Here is a 23,834-nt window from a genome sequence, read left to right as displayed (position 1 = left end):
CCGATCCCATGCCGAACTCGGAAGTGAAACCGCTTAGCGCCGATGGTAGTGTGGAGCTTCTCCATGCGAGAGTAGGTCATCGTCAGGCACTTATTCAGAGAAAACCCCGGTCCTTCAAAGGTCGGGGTTTTTTCGTGTCTGGGCGGTCGGTTTTGTTTGGATCACCGAGCGTTAAATGCAGTGCAATCCGCTGGTAGTGCATGGCTGTCCGGCTTGTGACCGGGTCTGACGACGGCTAGACTAGCGCCCCTTCACAGGAGAGGTCTCATGATTCCCCAGCAGTTGCTGCTCTATTGCCGTCCGGGCTTTGAGAATGATCTCAGCGCCGAAGTCACCGATAAGGCTGCTCAGCTCGGCTGGTCAGGTTACCCTCTGGCAACGCCTGACAGTGGCTTCGTGAGGTTCATGCTGACCGGCGACGAGCCGGCCAATGCCTTGCACCGAGACTTGCCGCTGGAGTCTTTGGTGTTTGCCCGACAGAGCTTGGTGGCACTTCCTGCGCTTGAAGGTCTTTCCCGGGATGACCGCCTGACGCCGATCATCGAGCAGGTGGTGGCCAGTGGCTGGAGCTTCGAGAGCCTTTGGCAGGAAACGCCCGACACCAATGATGGCAAGGCCTTGAGTGGCTTGATCAAGGCGCTCACACGCCCCCTCGAGTCCATCCTGAAGAAGCGCGGAGCACTGCGGCGCAAGGCCGGCGGCCGGCGTCTGCATCTTTACTGGACAGCCGGTGATTGCGTGCAGCTCGGCATGAGCTTTCCGGGTAATCGCAGCGAACGGCTGGGCGGTATCTTGCGCCTACGCTTTCCCAAAAATGCACCGAGTCGCTCGACGCTCAAGCTCGAGGAAGCCTGGCACGTCTTCGTGCCGCGCGATGAGTGGGAGATGCGCCTGGGGGAGGGTATGCAGGCCGCTGATTTGGGGGCGGCACCCGGTGGCTGGACCTGGCAGTTAGTGCATCAGGGCATGTATGTTTATGCGATCGATAACGGCCCAATGGACAAAGGGCTGATGGCTACCGGACAGGTCGATCATTTGCGTGAGGATGGCTTCACCTGGGCGCCGCCCAACCGCCTCGATTGGCTGGTCTGCGACATCGTCGACAAGCCGATTCGCGTCGTGGAAATGGTGGAGCGGTGGCTGGTCAAGCGCTGGTGTCGTGAGGCCGTCTTCAACCTCAAACTGCCGATGAAGCAGCGATGGGCCGAGGTGGCACGGTGTCTGGCTCGATTGGATGATCAGCTCAAGAGCGCCGGCGTCGCTGCCGAGATTCGCTGTCACCACCTGTATCATGACCGTGAAGAAGTGACGGTCCATGTGCGGCTCAAAGCCTAGCGCTCAAGGCCCCGGCAGCTCTCGGGGATTCTCCGGTTGGTGTCATCAGGATGACTCCACTGATGAGCGGTGAAGACTGAGATAGCCAGTAGAACAGCTGAGGTCATTGCCCATATCGCAGTAGGGCGCGGTGGCCTGGATGTGGTTAGCAGTGCTCAAAGAGGGTGATCTCTTCATCCTCGACCAGCAGCGGCAGGACATGCTGCATCACGCGCTCCCGCTCAGGTCCCTGTTGCCACTCCTTCCACGCGGCCAGATCTCGCCACTGGGTAATCAGCAGGCGTCGGTCGGGGTGATGGCGCTCGCACAGGCTTTCGCCGGCAATGAAGCCACTGGCGTTGATCGAGGCTCTCATGGCGCTGCGCGCCGCCAGGTCGTATTCTTCCTCGAGCCCGGGCATGATGCGCCGCCTGATGAGTACTTTTATCATGGTGCTGCTCCAGCTCCCGCAATTGTCACCCGCGACCTAGATCCCTGAACCGCCCAATATCACTCCACCCGTAACCCAATCGAGAAGCCGATGTCCGATTACGCCGATGACCTGCCAGATCACGATGCCGAACTGGATACCTGTGGCCTTTATTGTCCCGAGCCGATCATGCTGATGCACAATAAGGTGCGGGACATGTCACAGGGCGAGATTCTCAAGGTGGTGGCTACCGATCCGGCAACGACCCGCGACATCCCCAAGTTCTGCAGTTTTCTGGGGCATGAGCTGATCCATCAGCACGAAGGCGAAACGACCTACCTGTATCTGATTCGCCTCGGCTGATGGTCATTCTCAAGCAGGTGTTGCCTCAATCGTTGCTGATCATCAACGCCAGGGCCTCGAGGGTCGCCGTGTCCTCCTGCTTGATCCGGTTGGCGATGACGCGCTGAAAGAAGTACACCACCTGATGCCGGCTATGGCCGGGATACAGGCAGGGGTCCCCGGCGACTACCGGCGTTGACTCGACGAGCTCTTCGTCGACCAGCAGCGCCTCGATTTCGCCGTTGTTGTAGAGTCGCCAGCCGAAGACCTGTTTGAGTTGCCAGGGCTCATCTTCGCTGTCCATGCAGAGGGCATGGGTACCTAGAGTGTCCGGCAACTGCTGAATCAAGGTCGACTCGAGGGTTTCCTCGTAGTCGAAGTAGGCGGCGGCATGCTCCAGCTCGAAGACCTTGTGGTCGGGAGCACTATGAAAGACCTCATCGGTTTCCGGGTCACGGTAACCGATGAAGTGTCCAAACTGTGGATCGTCCAGCTGATGGCAGGGCGTCAGCGCTTCCATCCAAGGCACAAGGCCGACGACTTCTCCATCCTCGCGCATGCCCCAGGCAAGCAATGGCATGCCATATAGCGTTTCCGGATCGGAGGCCAGGTGATAGAGCATTTCTAGCCCATCCAGTTCCGGGGACAACCGGACTAGCCGTTTCTTGGCGCGTTGCCGCTTTCGCATGGTATCCAGGTCGATGACCTGAGCGGGGCGGGACATTGGAATTCCCATCACAACCCTCCTTAAGCGCGTCATCACGGCATTTGACTGGCCTAGCTTCACTATTAGCACAGTCAGTGTATGAAAGTTAAGCCTTCCTTAAACGCCATTGTTGTTGCTGCAGCGCCGTATGAGCTGCTGCCAGTGCTGGTCATGGGACTTTCGGGCGTTGAGAAAGCGTTGCCAGGGGGCTTCAGGGTTATCCAATGACAGCCAGTCGTGGCGGTAGTCATCGATCGGCTGGCGGGAGACCTTTTGAACGTTGAGCAAGGCGTCCACGGCGCCGAGCCAACTGCCGGCAAACTGCGTCAGGCCCTCGAGATAGGGGCCTAGTCGCTCCATGACTTGAGCGCGCCAGGCGGTCAGGCGTTCGGTATCCGTCAGGGGACATGTGGACTCCGCCTCGGCGGCGTCGAATAAGCGATTGGTTTCTTCCAGGCGCAAGCTGGCCAGTTGGAGGCTGCGTAATACCTGAGCGCTCAGCGGCTCTTCACGCAGTGCCTTCAGGTGCTGCTCCAGGGTAGAGGAGTCCGGTTGCCAGTCGGCGTCCAGCTGACGAGCGGTCATGGTGCGCAGGTAGGCCAGCGCCGCCAGGGCCTGATTGGGGCGTGTCAACGCCTCGGGCGAGAGCGGTCCACTGGCCCGAGAGAAGCTGCCGGTCCACTCCTCAGACCCGAACAGGGCGTTCCAACTGGCCTTGGGCATCCGTTCGGCCTTGAGGCGCGCCAGGCGTTCCAGGCGCTGCCTGTCCTCGTCGTCAAGCCGCTTGGCCACTGGCGAATGACGGCAGGCCTCCAGGCGCCGCCAAAGCTCGAGCTCATACAGCCAGCGTTGGCTGGGGGCCGCCACCTTGCCGAGCTGGTTGTTGCGATTGGCGACCAGTGCGGCGATCTGGCACTCGCGAAGGGCATAGATATCGAGCATGCCCTCGCGGATGTCGGGGAGCTCGAACAGCCTTGCATCGTCTTCGGGAAAAGCCGCGATATTGGGCGGCGCGGCCAAGGTCGGCGGGTCGACCTCCAGGGCGGTTGCCAGGTGCTCAAGGTAGTCCGTGAACAGCGCCTTGACCTCAGTGCCGCGTTCGCAGCCGGCGAGCGTCAGGGTGACGGCCATCATCAGGCCAAGGCCTATCAGGCGTCTGATGGTAGCGAACCGTGACCCCGGGTTGGGACAGCGGCCATTAGTCGGTCTGAATGCTGCGCTCTCCATTGCTTACCGCCTTGCTGATGGTATGGAGCCTGAGGCCCAGTAGCCCCGCCGCGACTGTCAGGCCGGCCACCAGGCCAATCCAGTAGCCATGAACGCCGAGCGGTGCCGCAAGGCCGGGAAAGGCGCCGATGCCCAACATATGGCCCCCGCCCAACCCGACCAGCCAATAGGCAATCAGGGTGATGATCATGATGATACGGGTGTCCTTGTAGCCGCGCAGCGCACCGGCCATGTTGACCTGCAGGGAGTCGGAAATCTGATAGAGCATCGCCAGGCCGATCAGCGACAGGGCGACCTGCTGCACCTCGGTGTTATGAGTGTACAGGGACAGCACGGGTTCGGCGGCGAACCAAAGAATCAGGTCGTTGAACAGCGCGATCACTAGGCTCAGGGCGATGCCGTGCCAGGCCACAAAGCGGGCCGTGGCCAGGTTGCCGGCCCCCAGGGTGTTGCCGACTCGTACGGTCAGCGCCATGCCCAGCGACAGCGGCAGCATGAACAGCAGTGAGGTGACGTTGAGGGCTACCTGGTGTGCCGAGACGACCACCTCACCGAGGCTGGCGATGAATAGCGCGATCAGCGTGAAGAGCGTTACCTCGACGAAGATCGAGACGCCGATCGGTACGCCGACCACCAGCAGTTCACGGATTTGCGCTAAGTGTGGCCGGGTGAGCGTCTGCCACAGGGCGACCGAGCCATAGGCACGGCTTTGGCGGGTATACACCAGCATGGCCAGCGCCATGGCCCACATGGAGATCGCCGTGGCGATGCCACAGCCATAGGCGCCCAATGCCGGCAGGGCCTTGAGGGTCGCCGGCAACTGCTCCCCGAACAGTCCGACCAAGCCGGGGCCGCCATGGATCAGCAGATAGTTGAAGGGAATGTTCACGGCGAGGCCCAGCAGACTGATCCAGAGCGCCGGGCGAGTATGGTTCATGCCATCGGAGAAGGCCCGCAGTGCCATGAAAAGGGCAGAGCCGGGCATGCCGAAGGCCACGGCGGCCAGATAGGCCGATGAGCGCTCGGCGACCGCAGGCGGAACGCTCATCCAGGTGAAGATCGGCATCACCGCCTGATGAAGCAGTATGGCGACGACCACGCCCATCGCCAGGGCCACCCACAGCGACTGATGGACGCGGGAGCGGATCGTGTCCGTGCGTTCGGCGCCGAGCAACTGGGCGACGATCGGCGTCAGGCCCATCAAGGTGCCGGCCATGAACAGCATCAGCGGCAGCCACAGGCTCGAGCCCACCGATACGGCGGCCAGGTCGGTCGCACTGAGCCGACCGGTCATGATCACATCGACGGTGCTCATGCCGGCCTGGGCGAGCTGGGCCCCACAGATCGGCAAGGCCAAGCCCATCAGCAGGCGAGTCTGCTTGTACCACTGCGATGGCGGGGAGAGGGATGACGATGGCACCTAAGACTCCTTTCAAATGCGGCAAGGGTGACCCTTCCAGGGGTAGACCGGAGCCGTAGTCTAGCAAGCAGAGATGGTTTTCGCTTGGCTGCGATGCCCTTATACTGCGCCCCGTCGATTCGCCACCCGGAGATGCCGTGACCCATCGTCTCGAGGACGTCATCGCCCTGTTCGATGGCCTTTTCTATACCACCTATCAGACCCGTCTGGTGCGAGGCGGTGATGAGCCGCTCTACCTGCCTGCGGATGCCGATTGCGACCATCATCGCGTGATCTTCGCACGCGGCTTCTTTGCCAGCGTGCTGCACGAAGTCAGTCACTGGTGCATCGCCGGGGCGCGGCGTCGTATGCTCGAGGATTATGGCTACTGGTACCTGCCCGACGGCCGTGATGCCGAGCAGCAGGCATCCTTCGAGGCGGTGGAAGTCGCCCCCCAGGCGCTGGAGCTATTGTTCTCCAACGCCTGTGGGCTGAACTTCAATGTCAGCGTCGATAACCTGGGCGAGGTAGAGGTCGATCGGGAAGGATTTCGCGCTCGGGTAGAGGCGCGGGCGGCGCGAGTCGAGGTCGAAGGCCTGCCCGCGCGCGCCCGGGCGTTTCGTGATGCCCTGCAGGCGTTCTACCTGGAAGGGCAGCCGCTGTCCGCGGCGATCAGTCTGGGGCGAGCCAGGCTTACCGCATCGCCTGCGCCCGTCCCGGCCTAGCCGTGTTGGCCTGGCATCGCGGCGGGCGTGTGCTGCGTTGCCTAGCGTCTGTCTTGGCTTAATCTGCTTCCAGGTCGATGTCGTGGTTGCCGTCATGGCCGAATTCGGTGTCCTCTCCGAGCACCAGCCGGCGATGCAGCAACAGCATTACCTCGACTTCCTGTTCCGGACGCATGGGCTCGAGCCCCTGTTCGGCAAACAGCATGCCGCGCTCTCGTGACCATTCACCGGCGTCCAGATCAGGATAGAGCGACTCGGCGGGCGCCATCTCGACGAAGGGGTCGAGGCCGAAGGTCTCGAACAGCCGCGATAAGGCCGCTTCGTCATCGCTGACCCCAGCCGTATAAAGCGTGGCGTTGAAGTGATCGGTCTCCAGCTCGCGGATCACGTCCAGCGGGCTGATGCCCAGGCTCTCCAGCTCTTCCTGGCTGTAGTCGCCCAGCGCGACGGTGTCGTCCTCAAGCCAGTCGCTGTCGGGCTGGATCAGGGTGTGCTTGATGCGTCCGTCGTTCAGCGACCAGGCGATCGCCAGCGGCAGGCCGCCTTCTTCGCCGGTCTCGACGGCAATGAAGCCGGGTACGTCGGCCATGTCAGGAATCCTCTTCTGAAGGGGGTATCAGCCGTCAGTCTCTCGTTGACGTCAGTCGGCTGCATCGGTTGGTAGGCGGAAGAACTCGCGCGCCGTGGCGGTCGTAGCCTCGGCCAGCGCCTGTTCATCTAGGCCTCGCCAGTGGGCGATCTCGCGTACGATCCACGGCAGCAGGGCCGGTTCGTGACGACGCCCCTTGAGCTTGGCCGGCAGGTTGCGCGGCAAGAGATAGGGGCAGTCGGTCTCGACCATTAGCCGATTGAGGGGAATCTCGCGCACCAGCTCGCGCAGGTGATGGCCGCGGCGCTCGTCGCAGAGCCAGCCGGTGAGGCCGATGTGCAGGTCCAGGTCGCGATAGCCGTAGAGGGTGTCGCGCTCGCCGGTAAAGCAGTGCACCACCGCCTGGCTCAGGTCGTCGCGCCAGGCGTGCAGTATCTCCAGCATGCGCCGTCCTGCATCCCGCTCGTGGATGAACACGGGCAGGCCCGATTCCGCCGCGAGCCCTAGCTGCGCCTCGAAGGCGCGCTCCTGCTCGGCGGGCGTGGAGAAATTGCGGTTGAAGTCGAGCCCACACTCGCCGACCGCCACGACCTCGGGCTCTCGGTGAAGCGCTGCCATGGCGCGGGCAAGCTCGGGCGTCCAGCCGCTGGCATCGTGGGGGTGCACGCCTGCTGTCGCAAACAGCCCCGGATATTGGCGGGCCAGCGCCACGGCTTGTTCGGCATGCTCGCGGTCGGTGCCGGTAAGAATCAGGGTGTCGACGTGGGCGGCACGTGCGCGTTGAATCACTGCCTCGAGGTCGCGACCGAAGCTCTCATGGGTGAGGTTGGCGCCGATGTCCACCAGCGGGGCCGGGGAGCGAAAGCGCAGCGCCTCGGGCAGTACGTCGTCGAAGGTGGCGGTTGGTTCGGCCAAGAGGCATTTCCTTTCGAAAAATGGCCCCGTATTGTACCCGGCCGGCGGCAGCAGGGTCACGCGCGAGCGGTGTAGCCACGACGGCGAGGCATCGTCCGCGTTACACTAGGCGCACTTTGCGTGCCTGCATGGCGCGCCTCATGATGAACACCAAGAGGTAAAAGCGTGACCCTGCTACGTCTGGAACAGCTGCAACTGGCCTATGGCCCTCAGGTGCTGCTCAACGGGGCCGACCTGGTGCTGGAGCGCGGTGAGCGCCTGGCGCTGGTGGGCCGCAACGGTACCGGCAAGTCGACCCTTCTCAAGCTGGTGTCGGGTGAGATCCAGGCCGATGGCGGTAGCCTGTGGCGAGCCCCTGGGCTCAAGATTGGCGTGCTCGAGCAGGACCTGCCGGCGGCCTCCGGCGAGACCATCTTCGATGTCGTCGCCCAGGGCCTGCCCGAGGCGGGTTCGCTGCTGGCCGAGTATCACCACCTGATTCAGGATCCGGACCCTGACATGACGCGCTTGGAGCGCCTGCAGACCCAGCTCGAATCCATCGACGGCTGGTCCTTCCATCAGCGTATCGACACCGTGCTGACACGACTCGGCCTGCCTGCCGACGACGCCATGGAGGCGCTGTCCGGTGGTTGGCGGCGGCGTGTGGCCCTGGCCAGAGCCCTGGTTGCCGAGCCTGACCTGCTGCTGCTCGACGAGCCCACCAACCACCTTGACCTGGACACCATCGGCTGGCTCGAGGATCAGCTCGCCGCCTTCAATGGTGCCGTGCTGTTCATCACCCACGACCGTACCTTCCTGTCGCGCCTGGCGACCGCCATCCTGGAGCTGGACCGGGGGCGTCTGGGACGCTATCCCGGCGACTACGCCAAGTATCAGGAGCAAAAAAACCACGAGCTGGAAGTCGAGGCGCGTGAGAACGCCGAATTCGACAAGAAGCTCGCCCAGGAAGAGTCCTGGATCAGGCAGGGCATCAAGGCGCGCCGGACCCGTAATGAAGGGCGCGTGCGTGCCCTGGAGAAAATGCGCCGCGAACGCGGCCAGCGCCGGGAGCGCCAGGGCAATGCCAACCTGTCGGTCGATAGCGGCGAGCGCAGCGGTAAGCAGGTGGTGGAGCTCAAGCATGTCAGCCAAGCCTTCGGTAGCGATTATGTGATCCGCGACCTGAGCCTCGACATACAGCGTGGCGACCGGATTGGCCTGATCGGACGCAACGGCGCCGGCAAGACTACCCTGCTGAAGATCCTGCTCGGCGAGCTCGAACCGCAGGAGGGCAAGGTCAAGCTGGGCACCAAGATGCAGGTGGCTTACTTCGATCAGTTGAGGGCTGGCCTCGAACCGGAGAAGACCGTCTACGACAACGTGGCTCAGGGCAGTGACCGAGTGACCGTGGGTGGCAAGGACCGGCACGTCATCAGTTATCTGCAGGACTTCCTGTTTACCCCGGAACGAGCCCGCCAGCCGGTCAAGGCGCTATCGGGTGGCGAGTCGAATCGCCTGCTGTTGGCCAAGCTGTTCACTCAGCCCGCCAACGTGCTGGTGCTCGATGAGCCGACCAACGACTTGGACGTCGAGACCCTGGAGCTGCTCGAAGAACTGCTGCTCGACTTCGATGGCACCCTGCTGCTGGTGTCCCACGACCGGTCCTTCATGGACAACGTGGTGACTGGGGTGCTGGCCTTCGAAGGCGATGGCATCGTGCGGGAGTATGTCGGCGGCTACACGGATTGGATACGCCAAGGTGGCAAGCTACCGCCGGCGCCTTGGGACTTCAACGCCGCTCAGGCGGCAGGGCAGGCCAAGACGGAGTCGCCCAGCCAAGCCAAGGCATCCCGCGGTGAGCCTGCGCCTGCCGCCACGGAGCCGGCGCCGGACAAGAAACGGGTCAAGCTCTCCTACAAGCTGCAGCGGGAGCTGGACCAACTGCCGGCCTTGATCGAGCGCCTGGAAGGAGAGGTCGCCGACTTCGAGGCCAAGACCGGGGATTCGAGCTTTTACCAGCAGGACGCCGCGGACGTCACGGCCACTTTGGAGGCGCTTTCCGCCAAGCAGGGTGAGCTGGACGAGGCCATGGAGCGTTGGATGGAGCTCGAGGCGATGGCCGCCGGCGAGGCGTAGTGAACGAGTAGTGATACATGGGCGGCGTCCATTTGGGCGCCGCCCATGATCCGGTGCGCAGGGTGCTGAGTGCTATTCCTTGCTGTCTTCGTCGCCGACCCGCACCGCCAGCACATCGCATTTGGCACCGTGCAGGACGCCTGTGGACGTGGAGCCCAGCAGCAGGGCAAAGCCATGACGGCCGTGCGAGCCGACCACAATCAGATCGACGTCATGCTCTTCGGCGAAGCGATGGATCTCGGTATCGGGCATGCCGACCACTACGTGCTGGTCTTCCTTGGCGACCTTATGCGGATCGGCAATTTCGGCTAGACGCTGCTTGGCATGTTCATCCAGCTGATCCTGAATGCTGGTCAAGTCCATCGGGATATCGCCGCCGTAGGCGAAACCCAGTGGCTCCAGGGTGTGCATGATGGAAAGCTTGGCATGGTTGCGGTCAGCAATCGGCAGCGCGCGTTCCAGCACCTTATGGGAATCCTTGGTGAGGTCGACGGCGACAAGGATGTGGCCATACTCGTTGCTCATGAGAGTCTCCCGTTAGAACGAAATTGAATGGGCCTGATTCAACTTTAGGCCTGCCGATAGCTCGCGACAACGATTTATATCAATCTTTTAGCATATTTTAGTCATCCTTTTCGATCGATCGAGGTGCGCCAAGCAGGCGGACTTTCACCTCGCGCTCCAGCACTTAGTCGTGCGGGCTCGATCGACCTTCTGCGCGTAGAGGTGAACATGGTTTGGTTGATCATTTTGCTGGTGATGGGGCTGATGCTGTCGCCAATGATGTGGCTAAGGCCCAGCCCACAGCAGCAGCGTATGGGCAAGCTGCGTGAGGCGGCGAGCAAGGCCGGTATCAGGGTCAAACTGGGCGACTCACCCTTGCATGAGGGCGGGCAGATGGCGAGTTACCGCTGGGCGTATCCCGGCGAGTACCCAGGGCCGCGCTTCGTGCTGGTTCGCGAGGCGGTGGCAAGCGACGCGCTCAAGCAATTCACGGACGGCTGGCGTTGGCGGATCGAACCGATACGCCCCTTGCCCAGCGAGGCCAAGGCCAGGTTGGAGACAGTGCTTGCCGAACTGCCGGCGGATGCGAAGGTGGTGGAGTCGAGCCGCGAGGGGTTGACGCTATGGTGGGAAGAGTCCCTCGATGTCGATGCCTTCGAACGGCAACGGGACAATGTTCTGAATCTGCATCAAGGGCTTGCCGGGCGGTCGGATGAACCGGCGCCCCGCAAGCTGGGATTTCGAGAAATGCGAGATCAGGCGCGGCGGTGATTGATACCGCCGCTCTGCGAGTCGCGTTGTCAGGTCGCCCCTAGGCCTTGATGTCTTCCTTGGCTTGGATCTTGAGACCATTATCCTCGATGCGAGAGAGCAGGGCATCGAGCTGATCAATGTCTTCATCGCTCAGCCCTTCGAGCATCTCTTCCCGGGCATGCTCGACAACGCTATCGATCTGTTCGAGCAAGGGCGCGGCCTCTTTCGTCAGGTATACACGCTTGGCGCGGCGGTCATGGTCACAGGGGCAGCGCTCGATCAGGCCTTGCTGAGCGAGTTGGTCCAGGGTACGCACCAGTGACGGGGCTTCGACGCCAATGGCTCTCGCCAGGTCGCACTGAGGTTGACCATCGCCGAGGCGCCACAGGTGATAGATAGTGACCCAGCGGGTCTGCGTGAGTCCCAGTGGTGCCAGGCGCTGATCGATGATGGCTCGCCAGAGTCGTGGCAGGCGGGCCAGTTTGAAACCGATATTTTTTTGCATGATAGCCCTCTGTTCGCCAGCTAATAGTTGCATTGTGGGAACTCACCCTGGGCATTGCAACCCCACATTTGGTTAAAAGATGCTCACCGCTCAGGCGGCCTGCGCTCAGGCGGCCTGCGGTCAGGCGGCCTGCGGTCAGGCGGCCTGCGGTCAGGCGGTCAGGCGGCCTGCGGTCAGTCGGCGTCGCCTTCCTTGCCGGGGATCAGTTGGCGCCAGTCGAGGCCGGGCAGCCCCCTCGGCGTTTGGATGTCGCCGTTCACTACCTGGGCATCGCTTGCATCCTCTTGCACGCTAAAGCGCACCACACCGATCCGCTGGTCCGAGGGCGTCATCACATCGACTCGCCAGTCGCCCTCCGGGTGCTCCGGAAAATTCTGCTTGTGGGTCCAGGCTCGATATCCCTGGGCACGCCCGCCTCGAATCTCCAATGGAATGCGGTCGACCAGAACGCCATTGTGGCGCCACTCGTGATAAACCGTCTCGCTCAGGCCGCGCGGTGCACGAATGGCCGTGAAGACAAAGAGCCCGCGGGCGGTGACCGCCTCGCTGGTCAGGGCCATATGGCCGCTGGGGTTGCGGCTCGAGACCTCTAGCCCCGGCGACAGGGCATAACCGCTCAGCCAGAGATTGGCGGGCGGCACCCAGCCGCGTCCGGCCCAGCCAGCACCTGCCAATAGCAAGGCCAAGCCGATCATGGCCAGCCAACTGCTGGCGCGCTTGGGGCGCAGCAGGTTGACCAAGCTTGGCAATGTAAACACGACCATCACGGCCAACGCGATGGCCAGGCTCTCGCCGGTGGTCAGGTACAGCATGATCGGCAGCGTGACCAACACCACCACGAACACGCACAGGGCATGGAAAGCGAAATACACCCAGCGATGGCGTTCGGCCAAGCGGAAGTACAGCGGATCGAGAATCGACAGCAGGGCCAGCCCCATGAAGAGCACGGTAAAAACCGCCTGGCCGCTCGACCACACGGTGGTGGCAAGCAGGAAGGGCAGGCTGAAGAACAGGGTCTCCTGGTGGATCATCTGGGCAATGAAGGTGGTCACACCACGCGACAGGTGTGGATAGCCGCGGTTGGAAAGCCATCGCTGAATCAGGCTTTCCGAGAGCAGTAGCAGCCATGCGATCAGCATCGCCAGGGCGAGGGCGGCCCCCAGCCACTGTTGGCGGTCGACCAGAAAGAAACTCGCCACCCCGGCACTGAAAGCGACCGGGGGCCACAACCAGGCATAAGGTCTCAGGCGCTGGCTGAGCCTGGCGATCTTCGTCTGCAGGCTTACCAACCGTGAGTTGGCCGGATTTAGCCCGCCGGGCCTCGAAGGGCGCGTCATGTCCTGAGACGACGTTGAAGCGGATACGTCGGGTGTGGGCTCAGCAGAAGGGCTATCCATTGAAGGCCGGTCGGGACTCATAAAGGAATCGATTCAGTCGGGACAAGGAGTGCAATCCTATCAGTCGCGACCGGTATCAGGGAGTCGCGACCAAGCGACAGTCCCGGCCGGGTGCTGCTGGCGCCATCGTTTAAGGGCAGGCTCGCATGTTGAGTCAGGCTGATTCTCGACGGCGCCCCATCAGGGCACGCTCCCAATCAAGTCCTGGATCAGGCTAACGGTCAGCATGCCCAACCAGGCAAACAGCAACGAGCCGCCAAGGTGCAGGCCAATGCCGGCCAGCGCTAGCCCCGGGCGGCCGGCCTGAAAGTTAGCGAGAATTTCAGCGGTGAAGGAAGAAAACGTCGTTAAGGCACCGAACAGGCCGGTGACGAGAAACAGGCGCCATTCCGGCGAAATGTGGGGGTTTTCGCTGAAAAGCGCCACGAAGAGGCCGATCAAATAGCCGCCAAGCGTATTGGCGAATAGCGTGCCAAGCGGAATCGCCGGGTAATAGTGGTTGAGCCATACCCCCAATAGCCAGCGGGCGTTGGCGCCGATGGCTGCACCGCCACTGACGGCGAGAATTGAAAGCCACATGGTAATTCTAGTGCCTTCTTTTACTAGCGTTTTTGATTAGCACTCTTGGCGAGTGCGCTTTGAATACCGCTTTGACAGGGTAACGCACGGATAGCGCTATCCGTGCGAATGAGAGTGCCTGTGGGCGTGAGCATGCGTCTCTGTGGCCGTCGCCCCGCTCTCCGTGCAGCTATCCGGTGCCGAGGCGTCCAGGCAATAGTCGCGCGCCTCAAGTTGGATGGTGGCATGGCTGATGCCAAAGCGCTCATCGAGCAGCGCCTTGATAGCCACCATTGCCTCGTGGCGATCCATGCCGTCGGCCAGGGTGGCATGCAGGGAAACCATCGGTCGGGCCGGTGTCAGCGACCAGGCATGTACGTGGTGAACCTCCGAGACGGCATCTATCTGCTGCGGGATACAGTATTCGATCTGAGCCACGTCGAGGCCATCCGGGGCGCCTTCGAGCAAGATGTGGGCAGATTCGCGGGTCAGCTTCCAGGCACTGCGCAGAATCAGCGCCGCGATCAGCAGTGACAGCAAGGGGTCAATCGGCATCCAGCCAGTGGCAAAGATGACCGCGCCGGCGACGATGGCCGCCACCGAGCCCAGCAGGTCACCCAGCACATGCAGCGCCGCGCCGCGGATATTCAGGTTCTCGCGATCCCCCAGATGCAGGATGGCGAATACCACGATATTGACCACAAGCCCCAGGGTCGCGATCACCATCAGGGTATCGGCCTGGATAGCGACCGGATTCAGCAGGCGTCCTATGGCCTCCACGCAAATCCAGATGACCAACCCAATCAGCGTCAGGCCATTGACGAAGGCCGCCAGTATCTGGACCCGGTGGTAACCAAAGGTGCGGCGACTGTCCGAGGGGCGTCTGCTCAAGCGGGCGGCGAACCAGGCCAGTGCTAGAGCGGCGCTGTCGGTGAGCATGTGGGCGGCATCGGCCAGCAGTGCCAGCGAGCCGGCGAGCAGCCCGCCGACCACTTCGGCGACCATGAAGGTGCCGGTCAGTAGCAGGGCCCAGAGGAGCCTGGTTTCGCTGTCACTGTGATGATGATGCGCGTGATCGTGTGCCATGAAGTGCCTTATGTGAGGTTGGCATGCCGGCAAAGGGCCGGCATGGTTCAATGTCCACCAGGCTAGCATGATCGCGTTTAGTGCCGGGGGGGTTATAGCTCGTGGCCGAGCATCACGCGGCAGATATCGGCGAAGCTATGGGGTTCCCTGAGCAGTTGGCCCAGCTCGACGCCCAGCGCACGCCCCGCATCGGAGGCCGAGACGAGTCCGCGCAGCCGGGGCTGTTGGTGTTCGTCATGGTCGACGATCAGCAAATGCTGGTCGCCATGCGCCTGCAGTGCCTTGAGCAGGGTCCCGATGGTCAGCTTCGACAGCCGTGACATCGGCAGCGCATGAAGCGTCGAGCAGGGAGAGTGCACCATGCCCACGGTGACGTCGGCGCGGGCGATCTGATGGGTCTGCATGGCTTGGGTCGTGCGGCGCCCACCGAGCAGTTCCTTGGCGGTGACGATGCCCTGGCAGTGTCCATCGGCATCGGCCACCAGCAGTAGGCGTACGCCACTGGCCTGCATGATCATACGGGCTTCTTCGGCGGGGGTTTCCGTGCCGATAGTCCGGGCTCTTACCTTGGTGAAGTCAGTGAGGATTGAGCTCGCGGGACTATCCACCGATAGCTGTGTAAGTGACTCTGCTGGGTCGGCGATCGGCAGGTCCCCGGCGAGCGACTCGAGCGTCAGGGTGGGGTGTGACAGATCTGGCATGGTGGTACTCCTCGTGTCGGTTCCGGTGCGCGTGGCCGAGCATCGGTCGCTTGAAAGTTAGCAAGCTTAGGAAACTATCTTACTGCTTTATCGAGTCCTGCTGTCAACTGGAAATGTCGACGAAAGTATCAACGCTAAATGGCTAGACATCTCCTCGACAGAACCGCGTGATGTCCTGCTGCGGTTTTTGAACGTGACTCTCGACCCTGAGCACGCCTAATACACTGTGGAAGAGGTTGGTGTGGCTGAGAGGAGCGTCGCGGTTCATGGCCAAGCAACCCTTGTCGAGCCCCACTGCCGCGTCAAAGGCTGCCGATGACCACCACAGCATGGGGACCTGGGTCTGCTCCTTGGGCGCGATGGCGTAGGGCAATCCGTGCAGATACAGGCCGTGTTCACCCAGTGATTCGCCATGATCAGAAAGATACAGCAGCGAAGCGGCATGGTGCGACTGTGCCGACAGAGTGCCAATCACGTGATCCAGCACGCTATCAGTATAGAGGATAGCGTTGTCGTAGCTGTTGGTGATGGCCTGCTGGGAGCAAGTGTTCAGGTCTGCGCTGTCGCAGGTCGGCGTGAAACGGCGAAATGCGTCCGGGTAGCGCTGGTAGTAACTGGGGCCGTGGTTGCCGAGCTCATGGAGGACAATGACGGTGTCGCCTTCCAGATTATCGAGACGCCTTCGTAGCGCTTCTTCGAGCGCTTCGTCCAGGCAGCGGCCATTCTGACATTGCTCGGGGTGGTCATCGGGGTGGATTGATTGCTGAGCGACGCCATCACAGACCCCCTTGCATCCCGCCTGGTTATCCAGCCACAGCACGTTAAAGCCCGCATGAGCCAGCACATCCAGCAGCGATTCATGGCTCTTGATGTAGCGTGCGTCGTAATCATCCCGGCCGTTGGGTGCAAACATGCAGGGCAGCGAAACGGCGGTGCTGGTGCCACAGGTACTCACATCGGTGAAGTTGATCACATCACGTTTTGCCAACTCAGGCGTGGTCTGACGTGCATATCCATTGAGCCCCCAGTTGGCGGCGCGGACGGTTTCCCCCACCACCAGCACCATCAGCAACGGCTTGTCACCGGCACGCGGCAGCCGGACGGCATCTTCGCCGATCGGCAGGCGTTGCTTGGGCAGCGGGTCGCTTGCGGCCAGTACCCGGCCGGTGGAGATCAAGGCATTGCCAGGGGTAACCAGATAGCGCAGCTCGGTCTGGTTGCGCATCAGTGACGACAGGCTTTGATACGACACCATCAGTGCGACTGCCAGCATCGCCAGGCCGCCAGCTAGGTAGGCGCAGCGACGCCCCAGCGCCCGAGGCCAAGTACTATTCGAGAGCCTGACTCGCCACAGCAGTGCCAGCGGCAGTCCGGCATAAAGCAGCAGATAGCCGGCGAAGCCCGGAGTCAGCAGTTCCCCCGCTTCCTGGCGGTCGGTCTGCAGCACATTGTTGATCATATGGGTGTCGAAGTAGGTGCCGTAATGGCCGGTGTAATAGCTCACCGTGGCCGCTAGCAGAATCAAGATCGAAAGCAGGGGTTTAACGGTTCGGCGTGACACGAACAGCACAAAGACGATGAACTGCAGCCCCGTCAATACCAGGCCGTAAGCGAGTAACTGCCAGGTCGAGAGGGCCGGTTCAGCGGCCATTACCTGCTCCCAGAAGGCCTGCTGGTAGAAGAGTGTGAAGACCAGGCAGGCCAGCAGCGTCAGACGCTCTGGTGACATGGTAAGCGACGGGCGCGCCAGGCTGGCCAGCCAGGTGATGGCCATGCGAAAGCGTTCATGCATGCGAGGCTGCCTCGATGGAGGTTGAGGATGATGGGGAAGCGGCCAGGCTGACGGACGAGGGGAGTAGCCAACGGGCCAGTAACAGGCTCAGCGTCGCGCAAAGCATTAGCGTCCACAGATCGTGTGAGAGGAAATGCGCACCGCGTAGCTGTTGGGCGATGCCGAATGCAAGGCCCATGGCCAGCGCCAGGCAGAGGCCGGCCCAGCGCCAACGGGGGCGGATGGCGTTGCAGAAGAAGTAAAGCGCGATCCAGGCATAGCCGGCACTGGCATGCCCGGCGGGGAAGCAGGCCGTGTCCGGGTAGTCGGCGGGCCGTGTCGCCAGCAGGCCGATATAGGCACGAGCGCCCCCATAGCGGCTAAGGTCCCAGGGGCAGTCCATGCTGATCAGCTGCTTGAGAATCGAGACGCCGAGGGTCGACGCTGCCACGGCCAGCACCAGATAGCCCAATGGCCGGCGCCAGTCCCGCCAGGCGGGGCGCAGCCAGCTGGCGATCAGCGCGAAGATGGCTGCTACGCCCATGCTCTGGCTGAGCATGCGTCCACCGCCATGCAGTACCTGCTCGGTGAGAAAGGCATGGTGCAGTGACCAGGCGTCGCCCTGAAGATGATAAAGGGTATCGGCGAGCTTGAAGTCCAGGCCGGCGGCCCGCCCGACGAGCATCATGGTCAGAAACAGGACCCAACCGATCAGCAGCCGGATGAGCCAGCCTGAGGCCGGGCGTCCGCTCTCCCGCCGCAGGGCCGCTTGTGGGCAAGCGTCGGCAACCGAAGAGCGGGTGCCGGTAGTAGCGCCGGAAGACGAGGCGGAGAGTCGTGAAGGCGGCATGGCGAGACGGGTCTGGAAGAATGTCTCACCAGTGTGGTGCCGTTGGCTTAAGCGTTGCTTAAGTCAAGCCAGTCAAAGGGTCATGAATGGCCTAGCCTGCCCGTCAGTGAATTGATAGACCTCATAGGGTGCGAGCTGCTCCCCGGGCATGCCCGGAGTGCCCTGGGGCATGCCGGCCAGTCCGATGCCGTCGATCTCAGGGCGCTGCTCAAAGAGCATCTCCAGGGCGGCGACGGGCACATGCCCCTCGATGACGTAGCCATCCATCATGACGGTATGGCAGGACCCCTGGCCGTAGGGGATGCCGGCCGCCTCCTTGATCTGTCCCATGGGCTGGCTGTCGATCACTTCGACGTCGATGCCGCTGGACTCGAGATGACGGGCATAGGTCTCGCAGCAACCGCAGGACGGGTTCTTGTAGAGGCGGGCACTGTCCGGCAGCGCGGCGTGGACTGTGCTGGCGCCGAGCAACAGGCCGCCGGCCAGACACAGTGCCGTGACTTGAGTTTGCATGGTGAGATGACCTCTCGAGAGTGCTGTTGGGCAACGCTGGCTCAAACGCCAGCGTGCGCTTCGATCACAAGATGTAGGATCAGATGTTTGTTCGGCGCAGTCGTAGGGCATTGCCCACCACCGACACCGAACTCAATGACATGGCCGCAGCGGCGAAGATCGGCGACAGCAAGAGGCCAAAGGCGGGGTACAGCACCCCGGCGGCAATAGGCACGCCGAGGCTATTGTAGGCGAAGGCAAAGAACAGGTTCTGCTTGATGTTGCGCATGGTGGCGCGACTTAGCCGGCGAGCACGCACGATGCCCATCAGGTCACCCTTGACCAGGGTCACACCGGCGCTTTCCATGGCGACATCGGTGCCAGTGCCCATGGCGATGCCGACCTGGGCCTGGGCGAGCGCCGGGGCATCGTTGATGCCGTCGCCGGCCATGGCGACGAAGCGCCCCTCGGCCTGCAGTGCCTTGACCTTCTCGGCCTTCTGCTCTGGCAACACCCCGGCGATGATCTCGTCGATCCCCAGCTCCTTAGCCACGGCTTCCGCCGTGGTCTGGCTGTCACCGGTGAGCATGACGATGCGGATGCCCTCCTCATGCAGGGCGCGGATAGCCTCGGCCGTGGTTTCCTTGATCGGATCGGCGACAGTGACGAGCCCCGCAGGCTTGCCATCCACGGCCAAGAAAATCGCCGTCTTGCCCTCGGCCCGTAGGGATTCGGCACGCTCCGCGAGCGCCGAGGCTTCGATATCCAGGCTTTCCATCAGGGCGCGGTTGCCCAGAGCGACCTGCTGCTCGCCAACCCGGCCGGTGACGCCCTTGCCGGTGACCGACGCGAAGTCGGTATAGCGTTCCAGGGTGACATCGTGCGCCTCGGCGCCCTGGACGATGGCCGCGGCGAGCGGGTGCTCGCTGCCACGCTCAAGGGTTGCGGCCAGGCTCAGCACCTGCGCTTCCGTAAAGCCCTCGGCGGCCACCACGTCCTGCAACCTTGGGTGCCCCTCGGTGAGGGTGCCGGTCTTGTCGACGACCAGGGTGTCGACATCGCGCAGCGTTTGGATCGCCTCGGCGTTCTTGAACAGCACGCCCATCGACGCGCCCTTGCCACTGGCGACCATGATCGACATCGGGGTGGCCAGGCCCAGCGCACAGGGGCAGGCGATGATCAGCACCGCCACGGCATTGATCAGCGCATAGGCCATCGCCGGTTCGGGCCCGAACAGGCTCCAGATGATGAAGGTAGCGACGGCTGCGAGCACCACGGCCGGCACGAAGTAGGCGGCCACCACGTCCACCAGGTTCTGGATCGGGGCGCGGCTTCGGCTGGCTTCGGCGACCATCTGCACGATCTGAGCGAGAAGGGTATCGCTGCCCACCCGGTGCGCCTCGATGACCAGCGCGCCGGTGCCGTTGATGGTGGCGCCGATGACCTTGTCGTCAGTCTTCTTCTCGACGGGAATCGGTTCGCCGGTGATCATTGACTCGTCCAGCGAAGAGTTGCCCTCGACGACGACGCCGTCCACCGGTACCTTCTCACCGGGATGAACCCGCAGGCGGTCGCCGATCTGCACCTGCTCCAGCGCTACATCCTCTTCGCTGCCGTCGTCGCTGATCCGGCGGGCGGTCTTGGGTGCCATCCCCAGCAGCGCCTTGATCGCGGCGTTGGTCTGGCCGCGAGCCCGCAGCTCCATGACTTGGCCGAGCAACACCAGGGTCACGATCACCGCGGCGGCTTCGAAGTAGACGCTGACCTGGCCGGCCTCGTCGCGGAAAGAAAGCGGGAAGATGTGCGGGAACACCGCGGCGATCAGGCTATACAGGTAGGCGACGCCCGTTCCCAGCGCAATCAGGGTGAACATGTTGGGGCTTGTGTTGATCACCGAGCGATAGCCACGCACGAAGAAGGGCCAGCCGCTCCACAGCACCACCGGCGTGGCCAGTGCCAGTTCCAGCCACACCCGGATGCCGTGAGGCACCAGGACCGCCATGTCGACGCCGGGCACCATCCCGCCCATGGCCAGCAGGAACAGCGGCACGGTGAGCGCGACGCCAACCCAGAAGCGGCGGGTCATGTCGATGAGCTCGGGGTTCTCCTCGGCATCGGCACTCACTTGCCGCGGCTCGAGTGCCATGCCGCACTTGGGGCAGTCGCCGGATTCGTCACGGACGATCTCCGGGTGCATGGGGCAGATCCACTCGGTTTTCTGCGCCGCCGCCTGTGGCGCCGCAGGTTCCAGGGCCATGCCGCACTTGGGGCAGTCACCGGGGGCGTTTCTGACAATTTCCGGGTGCATGGGGCAAGTGTATTGGGCGCCGGTCTGCCGGCCGTTCACCCTTGCCTCGGGGGCCTCCGTCTGTGCCTCTGGCGAGGCATGTTCGTGACTGGTGCTGTGATCATGATCCTGTTGATGTGGCGTCATGACATCGTCTCCATCATGTCCCTGATAGGGCGTTCATTCCTGGGGCGCGTGCAACGCGGCGATTGATGGCTTTTATCCTACGACCCTTGTGTTACCTAAAGGTCAAGCTTGGCCGTGCCACAGGAGGGCAGACAGCCACATACCATGATCGTCATCATGCCCCTCACGTCGACTGCCCTTGCCGGGTATCGTGATCACACAACGAGAGGCGCCCCATCAAGCTTGATGAGGGGGCGCCTTGCATCGCGATTACGTCATCGGCAGGTCAGAACCACAGCCTCACGCCGGCGACGACGCCGGTATCTTCGGTGGCATCCCCCGAGGCGCGGGCCAAGTCAGCCGTGTCACCATAGGACTTTTCCCAGTAGCCGCCGATATAGGGGGCGAACTTTCGGGTGATTTCATATCGCAACCGAAGCCCGGTGCGAACCGAGTTGAGGCCCTCACCGACGCCAAATTCCGGCACCTCATCGGCCGCCGCGGCGACTTCTAGGCGCGGTTGCAGGTAGGTCCGCTGGGTGACCCGCAGGTCGTATTCGCTTTCCAGGCTGGCCGAGACATCGCCGTCCTCGCTGACCCTCAGGTCGAGATCGGTCTCGACGCGATAAGGCACGAGCCCCTGGAGATTGATGACGCCGAAGTAGCGTTCGGGATGATCGTTCGAAGCGATGCCACCCTGATAGCCGATACCGCCCTGGAGCTCCCAGAAATCGGCGATCAGACGGCTGTAGAGCAGATCGAGGTTTTCGAATTCCGCATCCTCGCCGTCACCCTGAGTATTCTCGCCTTCCCCCTTCAGGTAGACCCGATTGACGTCGCCGCCGTACCAGGCCTGGAAATCCCACACCAGGGCCTCCTCGCCCTTGTCGGGGGAAGCATATTCGAAGCGATCAACCAACACCGAGGCCCGTGCGTGTTCGGCCATCGGCGATGGCCAGTTCGCCGGGGCATCGTAGCCATCGCTGGCTTGAGCGCCGGCGGCCACCAGCATGGCGAGGGTAGAACCGGTACCGATAACGACAGTCTTGGACTTCATGAACATTCCTTACGCGACCTTGACGACCCGGAACATGCCGGCATCCATGTGATAGAGAAGGTGACAGTGGAAGGCCCAACTGCCCTCGGCATCGGCGGTGATCAGGGCAGATACCCGCTCACCGGGCTTGACGTTCAGGGTGTGCTTGCGCGGAATAAGTTCACCGGCGCCATTCTCCAACTCCATCCACATGCCATGCAGGTGAATGGGATGCTCCATCATGGTGTCGTTGACCAAGATCAGGCGCAGCCGCTCATCCTTCTCGAAGTGGATGGGGCCGGTGACCTCGCTGAATTTCTTGCCGACGAAGGACCACATGTAGCGTTCCATGTTGCCGGTCAAGTGCAGCTCCAGTTCACGACCGGGAGGGCGCCGGTCCGGCCAGGGTGTGAAGGCCTTGAGGTCGCGATAGACCAGCACGCGGCGTTCGCTCGGGTCGATGCCGACACCGGCCTGATCGTAGCGGGAGCCGGGCTGGGCCACCCCCACGGGGAGCATCGTTCCGGCCTCGGGGGAGGCCATGCCATCCATGCCGGCCATCTGGGCATGATCCATGCTTTGCATGTCGGAGTGGTCCGAGACCTGGGTCTTGGAATGATCCATGCTCTGCATGCCGGAGTGGCCCGAGCCCTGCGTCTTGGAATGATCCATGCCCTGCATGCCGGAGTGGCCCGAGCCCTGCGTCTTGGAATGATCCATGCCCTGCATGCCGGAGTGGTCCGAGCCCTGCATCTTGGAATGGTCCATGCCCTGCATGCCGGGGTGATCTATGCCAGCCATCTGAGTGTGATCCATGCCAGACATGTCCATGTCGCCATGAGCGCCCATGGCCTCCATGCCACGGTCGGCGATCTGGCGCCGCGCCGGCACGGCGGCGGTCATGCCCAGGCGCGGCGCCAGGGTGCCCAGGGCGAAGCCGCTGCGATCCATGGATTCGGCGAACAGCGAGTAGGCGCCGTCATCCTTGGGCGTGACGAGAACATCATAGGTTTCCGCCACGCCGATGCGGAACTCGTCGACCGGGACGGGCTGAACCGGTTGGCCATCGGCGGCCACCACCGTCATCTTCAGGCCCGGGATGCGCATGTCGAAGTAGCTCATCGCCGAGCCGTTGATGATGCGCAGGCGCAGCGTTTCGCCGGGCTTGAACAGGGCGGTCCAGTTATCGCTCGGGGCGTGGCCGTTGAGCAGGTAGCTATAGGTGCTGCCGGTAACGTCGGCGATATCCCGCGAGCTCATGCGCATCTGGGCCCACATGGCTCGCTGGGCCGCGGTATCGGCGAAGCCGTTTTTCTCCACGTCGACGAAGAAGTCGGCGACGGTGCGTTCCTGGAAGTTGTAGTAGCCCTCGCCGAGCTTCAGGTTGCGAAAGACACTGGCTGGGTCCTCAAAGGTCCAGTCGGTCAGCAGCAGCACGTGCTCGCGGTCATAGCGGAAGGGCTCCCGCTCGGCGGCATCGATGACCAGGGGGCCAGCATGGCCGAGCTGTTCCTGCAGTCCCGAGTGGCTGTGATACCAGTAGGTGCCGCTCTGGCGAACCGGGAAACGGTAGGTGAAGGTCTCACCGGGGGCGATGCCGGCGAAGCTTACGCCGGGTACGCCGTCCATGCCGGGAGGCAGGATCATGCCGTGCCAGTGAATGGAAGTGGGTTCCTCGAGCAGGTTGGTGACTCGAAGCACGGCATCCTGGCCTTCCTTGAGGCGGATCAGTGGGCCAGGGCTGGTGCCGTTAATGCTGATCGGGCGGGCGGTCTTGCCGGCGATGGGCAGGGTGTCACGGCGTATCGCCAGGGCCAGGTCGGGCCCGGTCTCGACGCCCTGAGGGTAGCCTGCGGCCTGGCCCCAGGGATTGGCCCATGCCGGGCGCAGGCCCAGGGCCGCGGTGCCGAGACCCAGGGCGGCGCCCGTCTTGAGTAGCTGGCGGCGTGACAGGGGAAGCGAGGGGGACTTCGCGGCGGCCATGGTCGACTCCTTCACATTGAGAT

At 62.9% G+C, this 23,834-nt stretch carries 23 protein-coding genes and 1 rRNA gene; 6 read left to right on the top strand and 18 right to left on the bottom strand.

Translation table 11 applies throughout. The features are described 5' to 3' along the window. Nucleotides 1-88, top strand: a 5S ribosomal RNA gene (rrf, locus tag BLR71_RS15085); the annotation flags it as partial. A 179-nt stretch (nt 89-267) separates the two neighbouring features. Continuing rightward, nucleotides 268-1,335 carry a 23S rRNA (cytidine(2498)-2'-O)-methyltransferase RlmM gene (gene rlmM / locus BLR71_RS15080; RefSeq protein WP_092528265.1) on the top strand — a complete coding sequence of 356 codons (1,068 nt, stop codon included), beginning with the start codon at nt 268-270 and terminating at the stop codon, nt 1,333-1,335. Between the two features lie 145 nt (nt 1,336-1,480). Here the strand turns inward: rlmM and BLR71_RS15075 are convergent, their stop codons facing one another. Continuing rightward, nucleotides 1,481-1,765, bottom strand: a complete 285-nt coding sequence (locus BLR71_RS15075) for an antibiotic biosynthesis monooxygenase family protein (RefSeq protein ID WP_092528263.1) — start codon at nt 1,763-1,765, stop codon at nt 1,481-1,483. A 90-nt stretch (nt 1,766-1,855) separates the two neighbouring features. Between BLR71_RS15075 and tusA the strand changes: the two genes are divergently transcribed. Then, nucleotides 1,856-2,107 (top strand): sulfurtransferase TusA, encoded by a 252-nt coding sequence (gene tusA / locus BLR71_RS15070; protein ID WP_092528261.1) that lies wholly within the window; start codon nt 1,856-1,858, stop codon nt 2,105-2,107. A 25-nt stretch (nt 2,108-2,132) separates the two neighbouring features. On the opposite strand, the gene BLR71_RS15065 is transcribed toward tusA, so the two are convergent. The 3 genes from BLR71_RS15065 to BLR71_RS15055 all read right to left on the bottom strand — a co-directional run bounded on the left by BLR71_RS15065 (nt 2,133) and on the right by BLR71_RS15055 (nt 5,382). Beyond that, nucleotides 2,133-2,822 carry a hypothetical protein gene (locus BLR71_RS15065; protein WP_092528259.1) on the bottom strand — a complete coding sequence of 230 codons (690 nt, stop codon included), beginning with the start codon at nt 2,820-2,822 and terminating at the stop codon, nt 2,133-2,135. Nucleotides 2,823-2,909: 87 nt separating this feature from the next. Next, a complete protein-coding gene (locus tag BLR71_RS15060; RefSeq protein ID WP_245696511.1) occupies nt 2,910-3,926 on the bottom strand; it encodes a DUF3080 family protein in 1,017 nt (338 codons plus the stop codon). 64 nt (nt 3,927-3,990) lie between these two features. Beyond that, nucleotides 3,991-5,382: an MATE family efflux transporter gene (locus tag BLR71_RS15055; protein ID WP_092528281.1), complete on the bottom strand. Its 1,392-nt coding sequence runs from the start codon at nt 5,380-5,382 to the stop codon at nt 3,991-3,993. A 194-nt stretch (nt 5,383-5,576) separates the two neighbouring features. On the opposite strand from BLR71_RS15055, the gene BLR71_RS15050 reads away from it, so the two are divergent. Continuing rightward, entirely contained in the window at nt 5,577-6,143 is a 567-nt protein-coding gene (locus BLR71_RS15050; protein WP_092528255.1) for an elongation factor P hydroxylase, read from the top strand. Between the two features lie 58 nt (nt 6,144-6,201). On the opposite strand, the gene BLR71_RS15045 is transcribed toward BLR71_RS15050, so the two are convergent. Further along, complete coding sequence (locus BLR71_RS15045; RefSeq protein WP_092528253.1) at nt 6,202-6,732, bottom strand: hypothetical protein; 531 nt, start codon at nt 6,730-6,732, stop codon at nt 6,202-6,204. Between the two features lie 51 nt (nt 6,733-6,783). Continuing rightward, a complete protein-coding gene (locus BLR71_RS15040) occupies nt 6,784-7,647 on the bottom strand; it encodes a TatD family hydrolase (RefSeq protein WP_092528251.1) in 864 nt (287 codons plus the stop codon). Nucleotides 7,648-7,812: 165 nt separating this feature from the next. On the opposite strand from BLR71_RS15040, the gene BLR71_RS15035 reads away from it, so the two are divergent. Next, nucleotides 7,813-9,762 (top strand): ATP-binding cassette domain-containing protein, encoded by a 1,950-nt coding sequence (locus BLR71_RS15035; protein WP_092528249.1) that lies wholly within the window; start codon nt 7,813-7,815, stop codon nt 9,760-9,762. Nucleotides 9,763-9,834: 72 nt separating this feature from the next. Here the strand turns inward: BLR71_RS15035 and BLR71_RS15030 are convergent, their stop codons facing one another. Continuing rightward, entirely contained in the window at nt 9,835-10,287 is a 453-nt protein-coding gene (locus tag BLR71_RS15030) for a universal stress protein (RefSeq protein WP_092528247.1), read from the bottom strand. Nucleotides 10,288-10,494: 207 nt separating this feature from the next. Between BLR71_RS15030 and BLR71_RS15025 the strand changes: the two genes are divergently transcribed. After that, nucleotides 10,495-11,037, top strand: a complete 543-nt coding sequence (locus tag BLR71_RS15025; RefSeq protein ID WP_092528245.1) for a preprotein translocase subunit YajC — start codon at nt 10,495-10,497, stop codon at nt 11,035-11,037. 40 nt (nt 11,038-11,077) lie between these two features. Here BLR71_RS15025 and slyA read toward each other — a convergent pair whose 3' ends face one another. The 11 genes from slyA to BLR71_RS14970 form a co-directional block, all read right to left on the bottom strand. Further along, complete coding sequence (slyA, locus tag BLR71_RS15020) at nt 11,078-11,524, bottom strand: transcriptional regulator SlyA (RefSeq protein ID WP_092528243.1); 447 nt, start codon at nt 11,522-11,524, stop codon at nt 11,078-11,080. Nucleotides 11,525-11,697: 173 nt separating this feature from the next. Further along, the gene (locus tag BLR71_RS15015) at nt 11,698-12,861 is read right to left on the bottom strand and encodes a DUF5924 family protein (protein ID WP_092528241.1); all 1,164 of its coding nucleotides are present in this window, start codon (nt 12,859-12,861) and stop codon (nt 11,698-11,700) included. Nucleotides 12,862-13,101: 240 nt separating this feature from the next. Further along, nucleotides 13,102-13,500, bottom strand: coding sequence for a fluoride efflux transporter CrcB (crcB, locus tag BLR71_RS15010; RefSeq protein WP_092528239.1), 399 nt, complete (start codon nt 13,498-13,500; stop codon nt 13,102-13,104). A 96-nt stretch (nt 13,501-13,596) separates the two neighbouring features. Next, nucleotides 13,597-14,565 (bottom strand): cation diffusion facilitator family transporter, encoded by a 969-nt coding sequence (locus BLR71_RS15005; protein WP_092528237.1) that lies wholly within the window; start codon nt 14,563-14,565, stop codon nt 13,597-13,599. A gap of 92 nt (nt 14,566-14,657) precedes the next feature. Beyond that, entirely contained in the window at nt 14,658-15,266 is a 609-nt protein-coding gene (locus tag BLR71_RS15000) for a CBS domain-containing protein (protein ID WP_092528235.1), read from the bottom strand. Between the two features lie 142 nt (nt 15,267-15,408). Further along, nucleotides 15,409-17,058: a phosphoethanolamine transferase gene (locus BLR71_RS14995; protein WP_092528233.1), complete on the bottom strand. Its 1,650-nt coding sequence runs from the start codon at nt 17,056-17,058 to the stop codon at nt 15,409-15,411. Then, a complete protein-coding gene (locus BLR71_RS14990) occupies nt 17,051-17,887 on the bottom strand; it encodes a phosphatase PAP2 family protein (RefSeq protein ID WP_092528231.1) in 837 nt (278 codons plus the stop codon). The genes BLR71_RS14995 and BLR71_RS14990 overlap by 8 nt, the downstream gene beginning before the upstream one ends. Before the next feature lie 72 nt (nt 17,888-17,959). Continuing rightward, complete coding sequence (locus BLR71_RS14985) at nt 17,960-18,400, bottom strand: DUF411 domain-containing protein (RefSeq protein ID WP_092528229.1); 441 nt, start codon at nt 18,398-18,400, stop codon at nt 17,960-17,962. A gap of 79 nt (nt 18,401-18,479) precedes the next feature. Further along, nucleotides 18,480-20,813, bottom strand: coding sequence for a copper-transporting P-type ATPase (locus BLR71_RS14980; RefSeq protein WP_245696509.1), 2,334 nt, complete (start codon nt 20,811-20,813; stop codon nt 18,480-18,482). Nucleotides 20,814-21,078: 265 nt separating this feature from the next. Then, nucleotides 21,079-21,849, bottom strand: coding sequence for a copper resistance protein B (locus tag BLR71_RS14975; protein WP_092528227.1), 771 nt, complete (start codon nt 21,847-21,849; stop codon nt 21,079-21,081). Between the two features lie 9 nt (nt 21,850-21,858). After that, a complete protein-coding gene (locus BLR71_RS14970) occupies nt 21,859-23,811 on the bottom strand; it encodes a copper resistance system multicopper oxidase (RefSeq protein ID WP_092528225.1) in 1,953 nt (650 codons plus the stop codon). Nucleotides 23,812-23,834 lie beyond the last annotated feature (23 nt).

Origin of the sequence: Onishia taeanensis (assembly GCF_900100755.1) — a bacterium.
Lineage (GTDB): Bacteria > Pseudomonadota > Gammaproteobacteria > Pseudomonadales > Halomonadaceae > Onishia > Onishia taeanensis.
The sequence above is the reverse complement of the archived record's forward strand: the minus strand, read 5'-3'. Positions and strand labels throughout refer to the sequence as shown.